We start from the raw sequence: 16,054 nt of genomic DNA on the forward strand, positions 1-16,054 counted from the left end.
CGAAAGAGGAGAAGGCGGATCGTTCGACGTCGGAGGCGTCAATGAGTTCGCGTGCAAGATTCGCTGTCTCAGGGTCAAGCGTTCTAAAGTGCCTAAAGCAAACCACGACAATTATCCTTCCAAGCAATATTTAAACATTAATATCCCGTCAGCCAAATTATTTATCTTATTATTTGTTGTGAGGCCAATTCCCACCAAATAGAATCTCACTGACGTCTTGGGCGTCGGACTGTGCTTGCAAAGATATGCGCCAGTCTTGTGTCCGCTGAGACGAAAATTCGACCCGATGAACAGAACTACCATCAGGATCCGAGTACGACACCTTAAGCGCATCCTCGATTGGGACCATCTCGGGCTCGATCCACATCGCGATGCTCATGAAGACATGTCCCAGCTTCCATGGCCCGTGCCGAGTGTCGATGGAGACTGTTCCGGGGTAGGGAATACGGGCAGTCCGCGTGATAGGAGGCTCGCCCTTCGTAATTTCGGCGAATGGGTCTAAGGTCTCTTGGACCTTTCGCCAAACATCATTGAGCGACCAACTCGAGCCGTCATTGGTGTCGTGAAAGATTGGCGCAAACAGGTCTGTATCAGGCGGAAGTATGTACTCCACGCCGTCGGGCTCAGGAACCGTATCGTCGCCGGCCCGATACGCGCGAATGCCGGCCCCGGTGATGGCACATGCCTTATGCCAGAACATAACCAGGTCGAGGCCAAGGATTGGATTAATGTCCGAGGCCGTTAGATCGGAGATTTTGCGAAGCGAAATGCCTGCGTGAGATGCTGCAATCTGAGCCTCGGCGGAGAAGCCGGATGCACTGACGGCAATGGTGCGATCTGCCCCAATCGAAGATTTCTTCGTGGCTAGCTGCTCGATCCAGGTGACATCCTGAAGCTTTGATCTGCGTCGACATTCGATCGTGACAAGGATTTCATTCGTGCCGACTTTGGCGCGAATGCTGGCATCCACTTCCCTCAGCCGACCTGTGAGCTTACAGCGCAGACGATCCGGCGACTTAACGACCAGCCCTCGGGGGCCTGCGTCGGCCTCAATCCGAGCGATCAAGCGTTCGAATTCGCGCCATTCGGGATCCCGACGTCGGTGCGCGGTCATTCTTTTGGACCGCCTCTTGTCCCGGCATTGAGGAACATTGGAAAGAAGCTGATCTGCTTCTTCATTTTGATGACGTCATCAACGCCAATAGTATTGGCCTTCCGTCGCTCCCCGCCGGCGGGGGTTATCACCTCAAGGTCTGGGTTTTCGATGATCGCTGCATGGACATCGTCGGCGTGCGCCGGGGTAATGTTGTATATGCTTTCGTAGAAGTCCATAACAGGCATGGCGTCTCCGGATTCCATGATCAAGCGCGGAATGTCCCCGAGAAGCTGGTTCTTCGCCGACGCTCGACCGCTGATATCGAAGAGGTAGAGCATGCCTTCATTATGCTTTGGATCGTAGGAGAGCATGTTGAGGCCGGATCGACCGAAGTGTGCCTGTAAGCTGGCGTTGTCGTGAAGAATGTTGTTGTAAACCTGCCTTGCCCGATAGGCATTCGCAAAGTGGATCAGCCAGTACCGCCACCCGCCGGGATTATTGATCGAGAACGGGCTGACATAAGGGGCGCACAATCGGAAAGCGTCGAAGACGATTTTTTCGGCTGTGCCGAGCCAGTCCTTTTGGCTCATTAGCGCATCGAGCGCCTGGATATCGTTGCTCGTCAGTCCGAGATGATCGAGCTGGGCGCGAAGCCGCTCCGGCTGGTCCTTTTGAAGGAATGCGAGCAGCGAACTGATGACGAAGGTATAGAAAATCTCAGCCGCGGGATAAGAGTGCATAATGTCGAGTATGGTGTTCCTCTCGACATGGCTATGACCGCATTGATCGAGGTTGAAAATGACACTCCGATAGCGGCCTTGCCCCAGCAGGCGCTTGATATCGGGATAAGCGGCTTCGAAGAACTCGTTCAGATATTCGACCCGCAGATGTAGCTTGGGGCAACTCTGGCTGACCTCTGCTTGCATCGGTGCGACATGCGTCGTCAGAAGTTCGATCGCATCGCGACTGGCATCGTTGAATATAAGGAGGCATTCGACTTCGACAGCGCCAAGTCCTTGGACGGCGCGTTGTGTGTTCACGGCGTCGACGGCTCGCTTCAATTCTTCAATGAAAATCAGGGGCGATCCGGGCGAGCCACATTGATATCTCCCCCCGCCGGCGAAGCCGTCGATGATTGCGAGGCGAAACCGCTCCTGCTGAGGGAGCCTGCAGCGGACGGTGAGGTAGTCGAATACATATTCACGTAAAATTTTGTGTTTACGGCGGGAATGCTCCTCAAGCTTTGCGCCCTCAGCCCATTCGTATCTTTTCTCGACCACCTTGCGCCCCCAACAAGTATTGTTTTTACATTACATTCGCATCCGTTGTGGTGACTGGCATCTCGTCCCAAGTGCGGCCGCGATACTCACGTCCGTTGGCTTTTTTGGAGCGCCTTTTGTTGTCCTTGCCCCACGTCCCCCACTGTTTGAAGAAGAAGGCGGTGCTCGCCGTTAGGCATTGGCTGTGGATCTCGTCAATCCATTCTTCTTTGATCGGCCGACCCGATTTGCCACTTTCGCCGCCGACGATCGCCCAATGAATGTCACGCAGATCGACAGCGCCGACCGATCCAATCAGAGGCTCAAAGGAGATGAAGCGGATTGCCGCAGGAGCCTGGCGGAGATAGTCGATACGGCTCACGACATCCGAGTTTTCAATGCTGGTGCCGAGCCAGACGTTGGGAAGGACGTCGCCCATCCGGGAAGCTACGAGTGCCGCCATTCGTTCGGGCCGCTTAGTAAGGATCTGATAATTGTGTCGCGGGGTCTCGCGCATGACCCTCCAAACACGGAGGATGAATGCGTCGCTGACATCCTCGTGAAATAGATCGCTCATCGAGTTGACGAAAATCTTCCGCGGCTTCTTCCATCCGTAGGGAATGGAAAGGGCCTGTTGATCTTCCCGGACGACGCCATTCCACACCGTCCGCTTGCCGGTTTTCCGGGTCAGGCCAGCATATTTCTCAATGCCCATGGCTTCGAGGCGTTTGGCCATTTCCATCGCATAGCAGTGTGTGCAGCCAGCGGTGATGATTGAACATCCCGCCACAGGGTTCCAAGTGGAATCCGTCCACTCTATTTGAGTTTCAGCCATCTTGCCTCCCGTATTTTCCAGAACAGATCGTTTAACCTAATAATTGAGAGTGTGGAATTCCTTATCTATGGGCGCCGCCAACGATTATTCCATACATGTTCCCGAAAATCTTCCACGCGAATGCTCTGCTTGTGTCGTAGAGCTGCCGCTACGGGCCAGCAATGGCTTTTTGGGCCCAACCGCGACGTTCAGAGAGGTCGCCAAAAACGTCTGCTGTCAAGCAGCGGCAAAAGTAACCTCAACGGCCGAAATGAGGCGCTAGCCTGCCGCCCCGCTCCCCCAAGGGCCATGGAACGCACCCGATCCGTCGATACGCTCGAAGCCGTGCGCGCCGAAGAAATCGCGCTGCGCCTGGATCAGGTTCGACGTGCCGCGGCCCTGCCGGTAACTGTCGAAATAGGCAAGTGCAGATGACAGGGCCGGCACCGGCGAGCCGGCTTCGGCCGCCCTTGCGACGACACGGCGAAGCGACGGATGTGCCTCCTGCATCAACGAGACGAAAGCCGGCGCCATCAACAGGTTGGTGGCTGCACCGCCGGCGCCGAAGGCCTCCGCCATCGTATCCAGCAATTGCGAGCGGATGATGCAGCCGGCCCGCCAGATCTTGGCGATGACCGGCATCGGCAGGTTCCAGTCGAATTCCTTCGACGCGCCGCTCATCACCGCGAAGCCTTGCGCGTAGGCGGCGATCTTGCCGGCAAACAGAGCCAGCTCGAGATCGGCGAGCAGGGCGTCCCTGTCTCCGGAAATCTTGCTCACGCCGCCGCCATAGACCTTTTCGGCGGCAAGCCGCTCGTCCTTGATCGACGACAGTACGCGTGCCGCCACAGCCGCCTCGATCGCGGTGGCCGGAATGCCTAGCTGCTGCGCCTCGATCACCGACCATTTGCCGGTGCCTTTCTGGCCGGCGCGGTCGAGGATGATGTCGACCACCGGTTTGCCGGTCTTGGGATCGTCGGCGGCCAGCACCTTGGCGGTGATCTCGATCAGGTACGAATTGAGCCTGCCCGTGTTCCACTGGGAAAACACCTCAGCGATCTCTTTCGGCCCCATGCCGAGCCCGTCGCGCAAGATGCCGTAGATCTCGGCGATCATCTGCATGTCGGCATATTCGATGCCGTTGTGGATGGTCTTGACGAAATGGCCGGCGCCGTCGGTGCCAAGCCACGCCGCGCAAGGCTCGCCCTTGAACTTGGCCGAGATCGCGGTCAGCACCTTTTCGACGCGCTTCCAGGACTCTTCGGTGCCGCCGACCATGATAGAGGGACCGTGGCGTGCGCCCTCCTCGCCGCCGGACACGCCCATGCCGATGAAGGTCAGGCCCGAATCGGTAAGCTCGGAGAAGCGCCGCATCGTATCGCGGAAATTGGCATTGCCGGCGTCGATGACGATGTCGTTGGCCGACAGCACGCCGCGCAATGCCGCGATCTGCTCGTCGACCGGCTTGCCGGCCAGCACCATGATGATGATCGGCCGCGGCGGCCGGATCGCGGCGGCCAGTTCTTCGAGGCTGTAGCAGGGCACCACCCTATCCCGAAGCGCGCCGGCATTTTCGACAAAGGCATCGGTGCGCGCCGCGGTGCGATTGAAGACGGCGATGCGGTGCCCCTTCTCGGCGATATTGAGCGCCAGGTTGGAGCCCATCGTGCCAAGGCCGATCAGGCCTATTTCGGCTTTTTCCATCGTTTCTTCCCTGCTTTCGGATCTTGTTGGTTTGAGCCCGCGATTGGGTTGGACGCCCATTCTTGATGGCGATGATTGACGGGCCTTCAAGGCCGCGTCAACCGCCTCGCCGAATTGTGTTGCGCGGACCAGCGCCGTCTTCACGGCCTGATGTCGATCGGCGCCTCTATCTTCACCATCTCGAAATCCGAGACCAGGATATCGAGCCGCGCCGTCCACCGGCCGGCGACCGGAATGACGAGATCGTCGACGCGCCAGGTGCCGTCGCCGGGATTCGTCGCCGGGCGTTTGATGGGCTCGATGCCGGAATCGGGCTTTGACAGCACCAGTGTTACCTGCTTGGCGTCGAGCGGGCCGAAATCGCCGGTCATGATGAAGATCGAAGCGGCAACAGGTCCGGTGTGCCCGGGCGCAATGCTGAGATCGGCCATCGCTTGGAGCGTGTGGATATGCACCGATGCCGGCTGTGCCGCGGCGATCGCCAGCGCCCGCGGCGGCGGCGTGAAGCGCCAGCCGGCGGCAACGCCGAAGATCGCCACCACGATCAGCAGCTCGATGGCGATCGAGCGGGCCAGCCGCCGCTGGACTTCCGTTTCGCCCGCCTCAGCCGGGGCCGTAAGCTTGAAGCGATTGACGGCGGCGAGCGTGAACAGGAAGACAAGCAGCACCAGCTTGAGCAGCAGCAGCCGGCCGTAAGCGGTATGGACCAGCGCCGACGGCGTTTGCACCTGGATGACGGCGAGCACGATGCCGGCTGCCGCAAGCACCGCCACGACGAACAGGATCGCTCGTGAAAACCGGCGCAGCAACGGCCCGGCTTTGTCCGGCTGCCGTTTCAAGGCAAGACCGAGCGGCGCCAGCGCTCCGGACCAAATCGCGATACCAGTGGCGTGCAGAAACACCATCGGCCGGGTCAGCCATTGCGGCTCGGCGGCACTGGCATGCCCGCTGGCGGCAAGTGCTGCGCCGACGCCAACCAGTCCGGCCAAGGCCAGCGGCTTTGCGTCGGCGGGCGGCACGACCAGCGATAACAGGCCAAGGCCGAGCGCCATCAGCGCGATCAGCACCGTCCAGCCGAAGCTGGTGCCAAGCCCGGTCTGCCAGATGACCGGCTGCGCCAGCCGGGCAAGCGGCGCGCCGAGTGCATCCAGCCCCTGGAAGCCGAGCGACAAGAGTGCGGCGGCCAGGCCGAACAGGATTGCCGCGACGATCAGGCGCTGGCCGGATCGCCCGCCCTGTGCCAGCCAGGCCAGCACAAAGGCACCGCCGACGCCGAAAAACAGGCCGATATACAGAAAAACCTTGCCGATCCAGATCGCCGTTCGAAGCTCCCGGTCGACAGCTTCGGAGGCGGCCGGTGCAGCACTCGGCGCACCGACCGAGAACAGCACCGAGCCGCCGACCGGATGGCCGTCGGCGGAAATCACCCGCCAGCTCAGCACATGCGTGCCGGATGTCAGCGCCTGCGGATTATCGATCTCGACGGTCTGGCCGCTGAGCCGGAAAGAGCTCAGCGGGACCGCCGTGCCGTCGGGCCGCACCAGCGTCAGCACCAGCGGCGAAACCGGTTCGCTGAAGGTCAGCGACATTTGCGACGGGCTCTGCGCCAGCACCGCACCGTCAGCCGGCTCGGCCTTGATCAGCGCCGCATGGGCGAAGGCTGCGTTTGGCGCGGCAATGGTGGCAAGCAGCACAATCGCGGCCAGCAGGCCGATGGCAAGCCGGCCGGTTGTGCAGGCCGTTCGCACGATGGATGCCGCGCTCATGTCACCGCCACAAAGACAGCGGCGCGCTCTTTCGGATAGAGCGCGCCGCGTAAGGATCACTTCTTCGGCAGCAGCTTGAGGCCGGGCGCCGGAAATTCCAGCGCGTCCTCAGCCTGCCCGGCCGCCGGAATTTCGATCCAGCGATCGGCAACCCCGTCACATTCCTGCACCACCGGGAAATGCAGCGTCTGGCCTGCCGGCAGGTCGGACGCCAGCGTCGCGCGAAAGACGAATTCGTCGTAGAACTCGTCCGGCAGGCTGCCGGCGCTCCAGTCGATCTCCTTGACGCCGCTGGTCACTGCCTGGCCGTAGAGCTGGTAGGACTTTTCGTATTTGCCGTTCTTGACCTGCAGTGTCCAACCCGGCTTCGGCATCGGTTTGACCGAGAGCACCCCTTCCGGGATCTGCACGCGCAGCGCGGTCGTCACCTTGCCCTCGCAGCCATGCGGCACCCGAAGAACCGCCTTGTAGGTCGAGCCCACCGCCGCCTCCGGCGTTTCGAGCGTGATGTGGGCAAAGGCCGCGCTGGTCCCGAGGACAAGAAGCACGCAGCCGGGCAAAAGAGATTTCTTCATGACGGTACCTCTCGAAGCGGCCAAGTCAGTCGTCGTCCTGGGGCGCCGCGCTGCCGATGCCTTGCACGGCGAATTCAATCTGCAGGGGCCCGGCTTTCTCGAAGGTCAGCGTGGCGGAGAACATTTCGCCCTCCTTGGGCTGCCGCTTCAAATCCATGAACATCAAATGATAGCCGTTGGGCGCCAATGCGACCTTGCCGCCAGCCGGGATTTCGAGGCCGCCGGTGACCTGCCGCATCGTCATCACGCCATTGCTGACGCCCATCTCGTGCAGTTCGGCCTTGGCCGAAATGTCGGAGGTGATCGACAGCAGGCGATCCGGCGCACTGCCGGTGTTGGTGATCGTGAAGTAGCCGCCGGCCACCTTGGCGCCGGCTGGCGTGGCGCGCGACCAGGGGTGCCCGATCTCGAGATCGCCAAGCTTGAATTCGTGTGCCAACACCGCCTGGGCGCTGGCGAACAGGAGGGCAAGAACGCAAAGGGCGATGCCGAGACGCTCGAAACTACCCAGTGCGAAGCGCCTGCGGCTGGATGCGGCAGCGCGAAAAGAGTGAGACATGATTGCTCCGTGGACTTTAAGGGGGATCGCGCCGATGGCCGGTCGCGAACGATGTCGATAAACGCGCCGGCAAAGCGTTGCGCGGCGCGAACCAGAACGGATCAGGCCGTCGCCGGTGGTGCACGCGGATTGGACGGAGTGCGGGCGCGGGCGAAATCGCGATGCCGGAAGGCCGGCAGGAAAAAGGCGATGGTTTCGATGGAAAGGCTGCGAGCCAGGCTCCCGGCTGCATCCAGCGGCGCGTAGACCGCCGAAACGAGATTGCAGCCAAGCATGCAGCAAGCCGGCATGTGCTGCTGATGCGGATCGCCGGCGGGGAGTTGCGCCGCACCGTCATGGGTGCAGATCGTGTTGCCGAAAGCATCGAATTGCGAGGCGTTCGGCGCGACGCCGGAAGCAAACGCGCCGAATATCGACTGGAGCATGAAAAGCCACGCCGCGGCGAACGCGACCGGCATGCTCCATCGTCTCCGGCGTATGGTCAAGAACCAGCCTCTTCACGCAGCAACGTCAGCTCTCTAGCACGGAGCCGGCGGCCGGAAAATCGCCAAAACGTTGCTGCGGCAACGCAACACAATCACGCGCGTTGCGGCTGCCTGCCCTCGGGAATGGACGTCAGCAGCGTGTGGCGGGCCGATTTCAGGTGCTTGCGGCAGGCGGCGTCGACCTTGGCGAGATCGCGCGATTTGAGCGCGGCGATATAGGCGAGATGCTCCTGGACCGCGACTTCGTTGCGCTCGCGCTCCTGCGCCTTGTTCCACTGGTAGTGGTAGTGGAAGATCATGGCGATGACGTCGTAGAAATCGACGATGAAGCGGTTGTGCGACGCCCGATGGATCAGCCGGTGAAAGCGCTCGTCAAGCTCGGAGAATTCGTTGAAGCGCACGGCGATCTCGCGCTCCAGCCGGTGATGCTCGTCTTCCAGGCGGTCGAGGTCGGTCCACACCGGGCTGTCCTCGGGCAGAGCGGCAAAGGCTGCGGCCGAGCGCAGTTCGAACATCTCGCGGATTTCGGTCAACTCCAGCGCGAAGGCGCGGGTAAAGCCTTTCAGCACCCAGTGGCTGTTGCGGCGCTTCTCGATCAGCCCGAAGCGCGAGAAGCGGATCAGGAATTCGCGCACGCTGGTGGTGCCGACGCCGATCTCGCGCGCCAGTTCGAGCTCGTTGATCTGCATGCCGGCTTCGGCACCGCTGGCAAGCAGCCGCCGCATGAAGGAGCGCTCGATGATCTCGGCCAGCGTGTCGGTTTCTTCCTCGGGGAAGAAATCGTCCGGTCGCGGTTCGCGCAGGACCGTCTTGCTGCGCTTGTTCCAGTCGATCAGCCCGGTTTCTTCCATGCGCGCAAGGATAGTGCGGACCGTCGTACGGCTGACGCCGAGCAGCGTACCCAGCTCCGGCTCCGAAGGCAGGCTCCTGGTTTCGTCGAGCAGCCTCAGACCGCGATTATAGGCGTCCTTGTAAACGTTGTTGCTCTTCGACATCCCCTGCCCCGTGGCGCATCGGCGTTTGCGGCCAGTGTGAAGCGTTTCTCGCGCATGAAACCGGTACCTTTTCGGAAAACATCATGCGCAACGCTAGTTTTGGTTGTAGAGCCTGCTTCTCGCATCCAAAAGACGCGTCGCGCTCTGGCGAAAAAACAATTGACGCAAAAATGTTTTTTCACGATAAAAGACATTATATGTTAAGAGCCGCGTGTCAATCCGCTCGCGCACCCAGGAACACACCCAGGAAGCTCCCGTGAACGCCGCAAACAGCATTCTTCTGTCTCCCGCCGACAATGTCGCGGTCGCCAATGGCCGCATCGAGATCGGCACCGTGCTGCCGGGCGGCGCCGTCGCCGCCGCAGTGATCGAGCCGGGCCACAAAGTGGCGATCAAGCCGATTGCGGCCGGCGAAGCCGTGGTCAAATACGCCCAGGCGATCGGCCGCGCCACGCAAGACATCGCGCCCGGCGAGCATGTCCATTCGCACAATCTGGTCTTCGAAAGCGGGCGTTTGCCGGTGGTGCCGCCGAGCGAGGCAGTGCATGCGACCGAGGCCGACCGCGCCCGCACCTTCATGGGCTACCGCCGCGCCGACGGCCGCGCCGGCACGCGCAACTTCATCGGCATTCTCGCCAGCGTCAATTGCTCGGCCACCGTCTGCCACGCCATCGCTGACGCGGCGAACCGCACGCTTCTGCCGCAATATCCCGGCATCGACGGCTTCGTCCCGATCGTCCACGGCCAGGGCTGCGGCATGAGCGCCACCGGCGACGGCATGATGGTGCTACACCGCACGCTGGCCGGCTACGCCCGTCATCCGAATTTTGGTGGTGTGCTGATGGTCGGGCTCGGCTGCGAGGTCAACCAGCTCACCCTCTACGGCCAGAAGGGCGTTGCCGCGGGAAAACGCCATTTCAACATCCAGGAAGCCGGCGGCTCGCGCAAATCGGTCGAGAAGGCGCTGATCGTGCTGGCCGAGATCGCCGAGGAGGTCGGCAAGCTTCAGCGTGAGCCGATCCCGGTCAGCGAGATCGTCGTCGGCCTGCAATGCGGCGGCTCCGACGGCATGTCCGGCATCACCGCCAATCCGGCGCTGGGTGCCGCGGTCGACATTTTGGCCGGCGTCGGCGGTGTCGGCATCCTCTCCGAGACGACGGAGATCTACGGCGCCGAGCACCTGCTTGCCTATCGCGCCGCCACCCCCGAGATCGCCGCCAAGCTCGACGGCTACGTGAAATGGTGGGAAGACCATGTCGCCAAGCATGGCGCTTCCATCGACAACAACCCATCGCCGGGCAATAAGCGTGGCGGCCTGACCACCATCCTGGAAAAGTCGCTCGGCGCGGTCGCCAAGGGCGGCCAGACGCCGCTCAACGGCGTCTTCGGCTATGCCGAAAAGGTCATCGGGCACGGGCTGGTGTTCATGGACACGCCCGGCTACGACCCGGTCTCGGCCACCGGCCAGGTGGCGGGCGGCGCCAACGTCATCGTCTTCACCACAGGCCGCGGCTCCTGCTTCGGCTGCCGGCCGACGCCGTCGATTAAGGTCGCCAGCAACTCGACCATGTATCACACGATGGAAGAGGACATGGACGTGAATTGCGGCGTCATCGCCTCGGGCGAAAAGACCATCGCCGGCATGGGCCGCGAGATCTTCGAACTGATCGTCGAGACGGCTTCGGGCCGCAAGACCAAGAGCGAAGAGTTCGGCTACGGCGACAACGAGTTCGTGCCTTGGCATCTCGGAGCGACGCTCTAAGCCGGACATGCGCAATAGTCGCGAACACCGGACGTGATCGCCAGGCGTCACAGTTCCAACGCTCCCGAAAAAGAATGAACATTCCATATTGACTGGATGATGGAATTAATATTCCATGCGACATATTGGAGGAGATTGGCAGCGGAGTTCCGAGGGAGCAAGCTTTCCCGCCCAGCCATTCGAGCGGCCATCAAACATCGCTTGCGCCGACCGAGGTGATGCACTATCAAAATGCGGTAAATGTTTTTTATTGATAAAGTTCCGTTTGGGCCGCGCCATCCGAATGGAGCTTCCGTAACATTCACCGGGCGACTTAGGGAGGACTCCTAATGAAATTCGTGACCAGCATTCTCAATCGCCGCGCCTTCGTGGCTCTCGCAGCCGCCTCGATGCTTGCCGGCGTGATGCATTCGGCGCCGGCATCCGCGGCCGACGCGACCATTCCGATCATCGTCAAGGACACCACGTCCTTCTACTGGCAGATCGTTCTGGCCGGCGCCCGCAAGGCCGGCAAGGATCTCGGCGTCAACGTGCCGGAGCTCGGCGCCCAGGCCGAGACCGACGTCAACGGCCAGATCTCGATCCTCGAAAATGCCGTCGCCGGCAACCCGGCGGCCGTCGTCATTGCGCCGACCGAAGCCAAGGCGCTCGGCAAGCCGATCGACGAGGCCGCCACCAAGGTCAAGATCATCGGCATCGACTCCGGCGCCGACTCCAAGGCCTTCACCTCGTTCCTGACCACCGACAACATCCAGGGCGGCCGCGTCGCCGCTGACGGCCTTGCCGCAGCCATCGGCGAAGCCAATGGCGGCAAGGTCGAGGGCGACGTCGCCCTGATCACCGCGCTTCCGGGTGCCGGCTCGCTCGAACAGCGCGCCCAGGGTTTCAAGGAACAGCTCGCCGCCAAATATCCCGGCCTCAAGCTGGTCGCCGACAAATACGCCGACGGCCAGGCCACCACCGGCCTCAACATCGCCACCGACCTGATCACCGCCAACCCCAACCTCAAGGGCATCTTCGCCTCCAACCTGATCATGGCGCAGGGCGTCGGTCAGGCGATCGCCGAGAACAGTCTTGCCGGCAAGGTCGGGCTGGTCGGTTTCGACAGCGACGAGAAGCTGATCAAGTTCCTCAATGACGGCGTCATTTCGGCTCTCGTCGTTCAGGATCCGTACCGGATGGGCTATGACGGCATCAAGACGGCGCTCGCCGCCTCGAAGGGCGAGAAGGTCGAGGCCAATGTCGATACCGGCGCCAATTTGGTTACCAAGGCCAACATGAAGGATCCGAAGATCGACGCGCTGCTCAACCCGAAGCTCGACTGAGCATAGCCGCAAGTGAACTGTTTCCGGGGCCTTTCGCCCCGGAAACATCCCACTCGTGCCAATCGCGAGGCCAATCTTTGGGGGCCAATCTGGGAGGATTGTCATGATGTCGACGGCGCAGGAACTCCATCCGGCCCCAACGCTGGAACCGGGCAGGACCATCCTCGAACTCCGCGGGCTGGAAAAGCGCTATCCCGGCACCCATGCGCTGAAGCCGGTCGATCTCGCCTTCAAGGCCGGCGAGATCCACGCCATCGTTGGCGAGAACGGCGCCGGCAAATCCACCCTGATCAAGCTTCTTACCGGCGTCATGCCGCGCACCTCCGGCGACGTCATCTGGGAGGGCAAGCCTGCCGCATTGGCAACGCCGCATGAGGCGATGGCGCTCGGCATCAATGCCGTGCATCAGGAAGTCGTCCTGTGCCGCCATCTCACCGTCGCCGCCAACATGTTCCTCGGCGAAGAGGATTCCCGCTTCGGCATCCTGCAGCAGCGGGCGATGATCAGGCAGGCGCAGAAGATCATCGACGATCTCGGCTTCGACCTGCCGGCGCATGTCATGCTGGGTGACCTGACCATCGGCCAGCAGCAGTTGATCGCCGCCGCCCGCGCCACCGTGCGCGGCACCAAATTCCTGATCTTCGACGAGCCGACCGCCTATCTTACCCGCAAGGAGGCCGACCAGCTGTTCACGCTGATCCGCCGGCTGAAGGGCGAAGGCGTCACCATCATCTACATCAGCCATCGCATGGAAGAAGTGTTCGAGCTCGCCGACCGCGTCTCGGTGCTGCGCGACGGCACGCTGGTCGGCACCAGGAACATTGCCGAGACCAATGACGCCGAGCTGGTCAAGATGATGATCAACCGCTCGATCGAGCAGGTCTACCACAAGGAGCATTTCACCCCCGGCGCGACCATCGTCGAAACCAGGAACCTGTCCGGCAAGGGTTTCGAAAATGTCTCGATGTCCGTCCGTGCCGGCGAGATCGTCGGCCTCTATGGCCTGATCGGCGCCGGGCGCAGCGAGTTCGTCACCACGCTCTATGGCCGGCACCGCAAATCGGCCGGCCAGATCCTGTGGGAGGGCAAGGAGGTCAAGGTCAATTCCGAACATGACGCGATCAGGCTCGGCATGGCGCTGGCCCCGGAAAGCCGCCGCGACCAGGGCCTCTGCCTCAACCTGCCGGTCGGACTCAACCTCAATCTGCCGATCTACAAGCGCATCTCGAGCAATCTGCTGATCTCCCGCGCGCAGGAAAAGGCGCAAGCCGATCGCCAGATCGCCGACCTGCGCATCAAGACGCCGACGCGCGGCGCGCTGGCCTCCAGCCTGTCCGGCGGCAACCAGCAGAAGATCGTCATCGGCAAATGGCTCGCCCACGGCGCCAAGCTATTCATCTTCGATGAGCCGACTGTCGGCGTCGATGTCGGCACCAAGGCCGAGATCTACCGCCTGTTCGGCGCGCTGTTGTCCAAGGGAGCCGGCATCATCCTGATCTCGTCCTACCTGCCCGAGGTCTATGAGCTCGCCGACACGCTGCACGTGTTCCGGCGCGGCAAGCTGGTGGCCACGCATGGGTTTCGTACCGCTGATCACGAGGAGATCCTCACCCAGGCGCTGGCCGAGAAACAAGAAAGACCGGGAGGGAAGATATGAGCACCGAGGCGATCGCTGCCGAAAGGCCGAAACGCAACTACAACGCCCTGTTCGGGCTGACACTGCTGGCGCTGCTGGTTCTTTTATGGATCATCCTGTCGGTGGCGACGCCGAGCTTCGCCTCCGCCAACAACATCTCCAACCTGTTACGGCAAGGGTCGATGATCGCCATCCTGGCGGTCGGCCAGACCTTCGTCATCATCACCGGCGGCATCGACCTTTCCGTCGGCGCCGTGGTCGGCTTCGCCACCGTCATCGTCGCGATGCTGATCAACGCCGGCACACCGGTTTTCCTCGCCATCCTGATCACCTTGCTGGTCGGCGTCGCCATCGGCATGTTCCATGGGTTCGGCATCGTCAAGATGGGCCTGCCGCCCTTCATCATCACCCTGGCAACGCTGACCTCGCTGCGCGGCATCGGTCTGTTGATGACCAATGGCAACTCGATCTCGATCAACAACGACGCCTTCCAGACGTTCTCGCGCAGTTCCTTCGCCGGCGTCCCCAATCTGTTCTGGATGGTGATCCTGGTCGGCATCCCAGCCTACATCTTCCTGCACCACAGCCGCTGGGGCCGCTATCTGTTCTCGGTCGGCTCCAACGCCGAGGCGTCGCGCCTGTCAGGCGTCAACGTCCAGCGCACCATCTACATGGCCTACACGCTGTCGGGCCTGTGTGCGGCCTTCGTCGGCGTGCTGCTTGCCTCGCGCATCGGCATCGGCAATCCGACACAGGCCGAGGGCTGGGAATTGCAGGCGATCGCCTCCTCGGTGATCGGCGGCACCTCGCTGTTCGGCGCTGTCGGCTCCGTGCACGGACCGCTGCTCGGCGCCTTCATCCTTGCCACCATCAACAACGGCGCCAATCTGCTCAACGTCAACGCCTTCTGGCAGCGCATCATCACCGGCGTGCTGATCATCGTCATCGTCTATTTCGACGGGCTGCGCCGCCGCGGCAAATAGACTGCCTCCCAATAACCGCCGGCCTCGCGACAGCAGGGCCGGCGGTGCCATGAACCGACTGGATTGAAGCATGAAAGCCGTCGTCTGCCGCTCGCCCGGCGAACTTGTCCTCGAAGACCGTCCGGCGCCTGGCGCGCCCCCCGCCGGCTGGGCGCTGGTCGCCGTCAGCCATGTCGGCATCTGCGGCACCGACTATCACATCTTCGAAGGCAAGCACCCGTTCCTCGCCTATCCCCGCATCATGGGCCACGAGGTTTCCGGCACCGTGACCGAGGTTAGTGAGGACGTCGATCTCGCCGTCGGCGAAGCGGTGATCGTCAATCCCTATCTCGCCTGCGGCAAATGCATCGCCTGCCGGCAAGGCAAGCCGAATTGCTGCGTCAGGATCGAGGTGCTCGGCGTCCACCGCGACGGCGCCATGTGCGAGCAGATCCTGGTGCCGGCGCAAAATCTTTATCCGGCAAACGGCCTGTCGCTGGCCGATGCCGCCGCCGTCGAATTCCTGGCGATCGGCGCCCATGCCGTGCGGCGCTCGCTCGCTGATCCAGGTGCGCGCACACTGGTCATTGGTGCCGGCCCGATCGGGCTCGGCACGGCGCTGTTCGCCCGCATCGCCGGGCTCGACGTGACGCTGCTCGACATGAGTGCGGAGAGGTTGGGTTTCGCCGAAAGCGAACTCGGCTTCGCGACCCTCGACGGCTCGCGGGGCGCTGCTGCCGACCTGGTGCGGGAAGCAACCGGCGGCGACGGCTTCGACGTGGTTTTCGATGCCACCGGCAACACCCGGTCGGTGCAGTCGGCCTTCGCCCATGTCGCGCACGGCGGGGCGCTGGTCCTGGTTAGCGTCGTCAAGGACGACATCGCCTTTTCCGATCCCGAATTCCACAAGCGCGAGATGATGCTGATCGGCAGCCGCAACGCCCTGCGTGCCGATTTCGACCATGTCGCCGCCTCGATCCGCAACGGCGCGCTGCCGCTGACAAAGCTGGTCACCCACCGCACCACGCTTGGCGAGACGCCGCACGACCTCGCCCGCTGGGCGCATGAGAAGTCCGGCCTGATCAAGGCCGTCATTCAAGTCGGATGATGCCAGGG

The 16,054-nt window shown here is 62.2% G+C and carries 14 protein-coding genes; 5 read left to right on the forward strand and 9 right to left on the reverse strand.

Features of this window, described 5'->3' with window-relative positions:
* Positions 1-169: 169 nt before the first annotated feature.
* From NKJ73_RS02750 to NKJ73_RS02790, 9 genes are all read right to left on the reverse strand, one after another.
* A complete protein-coding gene (locus NKJ73_RS02750) occupies positions 170-1,114 on the reverse strand; it encodes a restriction endonuclease (protein WP_352568265.1) in 945 nt (314 codons plus the stop codon).
* Complete coding sequence (locus tag NKJ73_RS02755; protein WP_352568267.1) at positions 1,111-2,376, reverse strand: three-Cys-motif partner protein TcmP; 1,266 nt, start codon at positions 2,374-2,376, stop codon at positions 1,111-1,113. Before NKJ73_RS02755 ends, NKJ73_RS02750 begins: the two co-directional genes overlap by 4 nt.
* Before the next feature lie 25 nt (positions 2,377-2,401).
* Complete coding sequence (locus tag NKJ73_RS02760; RefSeq protein WP_352568268.1) at positions 2,402-3,190, reverse strand: DUF5131 family protein; 789 nt, start codon at positions 3,188-3,190, stop codon at positions 2,402-2,404.
* Between the two features lie 258 nt (positions 3,191-3,448).
* The gene (gene gnd, locus NKJ73_RS02765) at positions 3,449-4,873 is read right to left on the reverse strand and encodes an NADP-dependent phosphogluconate dehydrogenase (protein WP_352568269.1); all 1,425 of its coding nucleotides are present in this window, start codon (positions 4,871-4,873) and stop codon (positions 3,449-3,451) included.
* Positions 4,874-5,013: 140 nt separating this feature from the next.
* Positions 5,014-6,639 (reverse strand): copper resistance CopC/CopD family protein, encoded by a 1,626-nt coding sequence (locus NKJ73_RS02770; RefSeq protein WP_352568270.1) that lies wholly within the window; start codon positions 6,637-6,639, stop codon positions 5,014-5,016.
* Positions 6,640-6,695: 56 nt separating this feature from the next.
* The gene (locus NKJ73_RS02775; protein WP_352568271.1) at positions 6,696-7,214 is read right to left on the reverse strand and encodes a YcnI family copper-binding membrane protein; all 519 of its coding nucleotides are present in this window, start codon (positions 7,212-7,214) and stop codon (positions 6,696-6,698) included.
* 25 nt (positions 7,215-7,239) lie between these two features.
* The gene (locus NKJ73_RS02780; protein WP_352568272.1) at positions 7,240-7,773 is read right to left on the reverse strand and encodes a copper chaperone PCu(A)C; all 534 of its coding nucleotides are present in this window, start codon (positions 7,771-7,773) and stop codon (positions 7,240-7,242) included.
* Between the two features lie 101 nt (positions 7,774-7,874).
* On the reverse strand, positions 7,875-8,231 hold the full coding sequence (locus NKJ73_RS02785; RefSeq protein ID WP_023675211.1) for a DUF2946 family protein: 357 nt from the start codon (positions 8,229-8,231) through the stop codon (positions 7,875-7,877).
* 119 nt (positions 8,232-8,350) lie between these two features.
* Positions 8,351-9,253 carry a GntR family transcriptional regulator gene (locus NKJ73_RS02790; RefSeq protein WP_023675210.1) on the reverse strand — a complete coding sequence of 301 codons (903 nt, stop codon included), beginning with the start codon at positions 9,251-9,253 and terminating at the stop codon, positions 8,351-8,353.
* Positions 9,254-9,509: 256 nt separating this feature from the next.
* Between NKJ73_RS02790 and NKJ73_RS02795 the strand changes: the two genes are divergently transcribed.
* From NKJ73_RS02795 to NKJ73_RS02815, 5 genes are all read left to right on the forward strand, one after another.
* On the forward strand, positions 9,510-11,015 hold the full coding sequence (locus NKJ73_RS02795) for a UxaA family hydrolase (RefSeq protein ID WP_352568273.1): 1,506 nt from the start codon (positions 9,510-9,512) through the stop codon (positions 11,013-11,015).
* A gap of 329 nt (positions 11,016-11,344) precedes the next feature.
* Positions 11,345-12,340: an ABC transporter substrate-binding protein gene (locus tag NKJ73_RS02800; RefSeq protein WP_023675208.1), complete on the forward strand. Its 996-nt coding sequence runs from the start codon at positions 11,345-11,347 to the stop codon at positions 12,338-12,340.
* Between the two features lie 103 nt (positions 12,341-12,443).
* Positions 12,444-13,997 carry a sugar ABC transporter ATP-binding protein gene (locus tag NKJ73_RS02805; protein WP_023675207.1) on the forward strand — a complete coding sequence of 518 codons (1,554 nt, stop codon included), beginning with the start codon at positions 12,444-12,446 and terminating at the stop codon, positions 13,995-13,997.
* A complete protein-coding gene (locus tag NKJ73_RS02810; protein WP_352448376.1) occupies positions 13,994-14,959 on the forward strand; it encodes an ABC transporter permease in 966 nt (321 codons plus the stop codon). The genes NKJ73_RS02805 and NKJ73_RS02810 overlap by 4 nt, the downstream gene beginning before the upstream one ends.
* 70 nt (positions 14,960-15,029) lie before the next feature.
* On the forward strand, positions 15,030-16,046 hold the full coding sequence (locus tag NKJ73_RS02815) for a zinc-binding alcohol dehydrogenase family protein (RefSeq protein WP_352568274.1): 1,017 nt from the start codon (positions 15,030-15,032) through the stop codon (positions 16,044-16,046).
* Positions 16,047-16,054 lie beyond the last annotated feature (8 nt).

Source organism: Mesorhizobium sp. M0074, assembly GCF_040322975.1.
Lineage (GTDB): Bacteria > Pseudomonadota > Alphaproteobacteria > Rhizobiales > Rhizobiaceae > Mesorhizobium.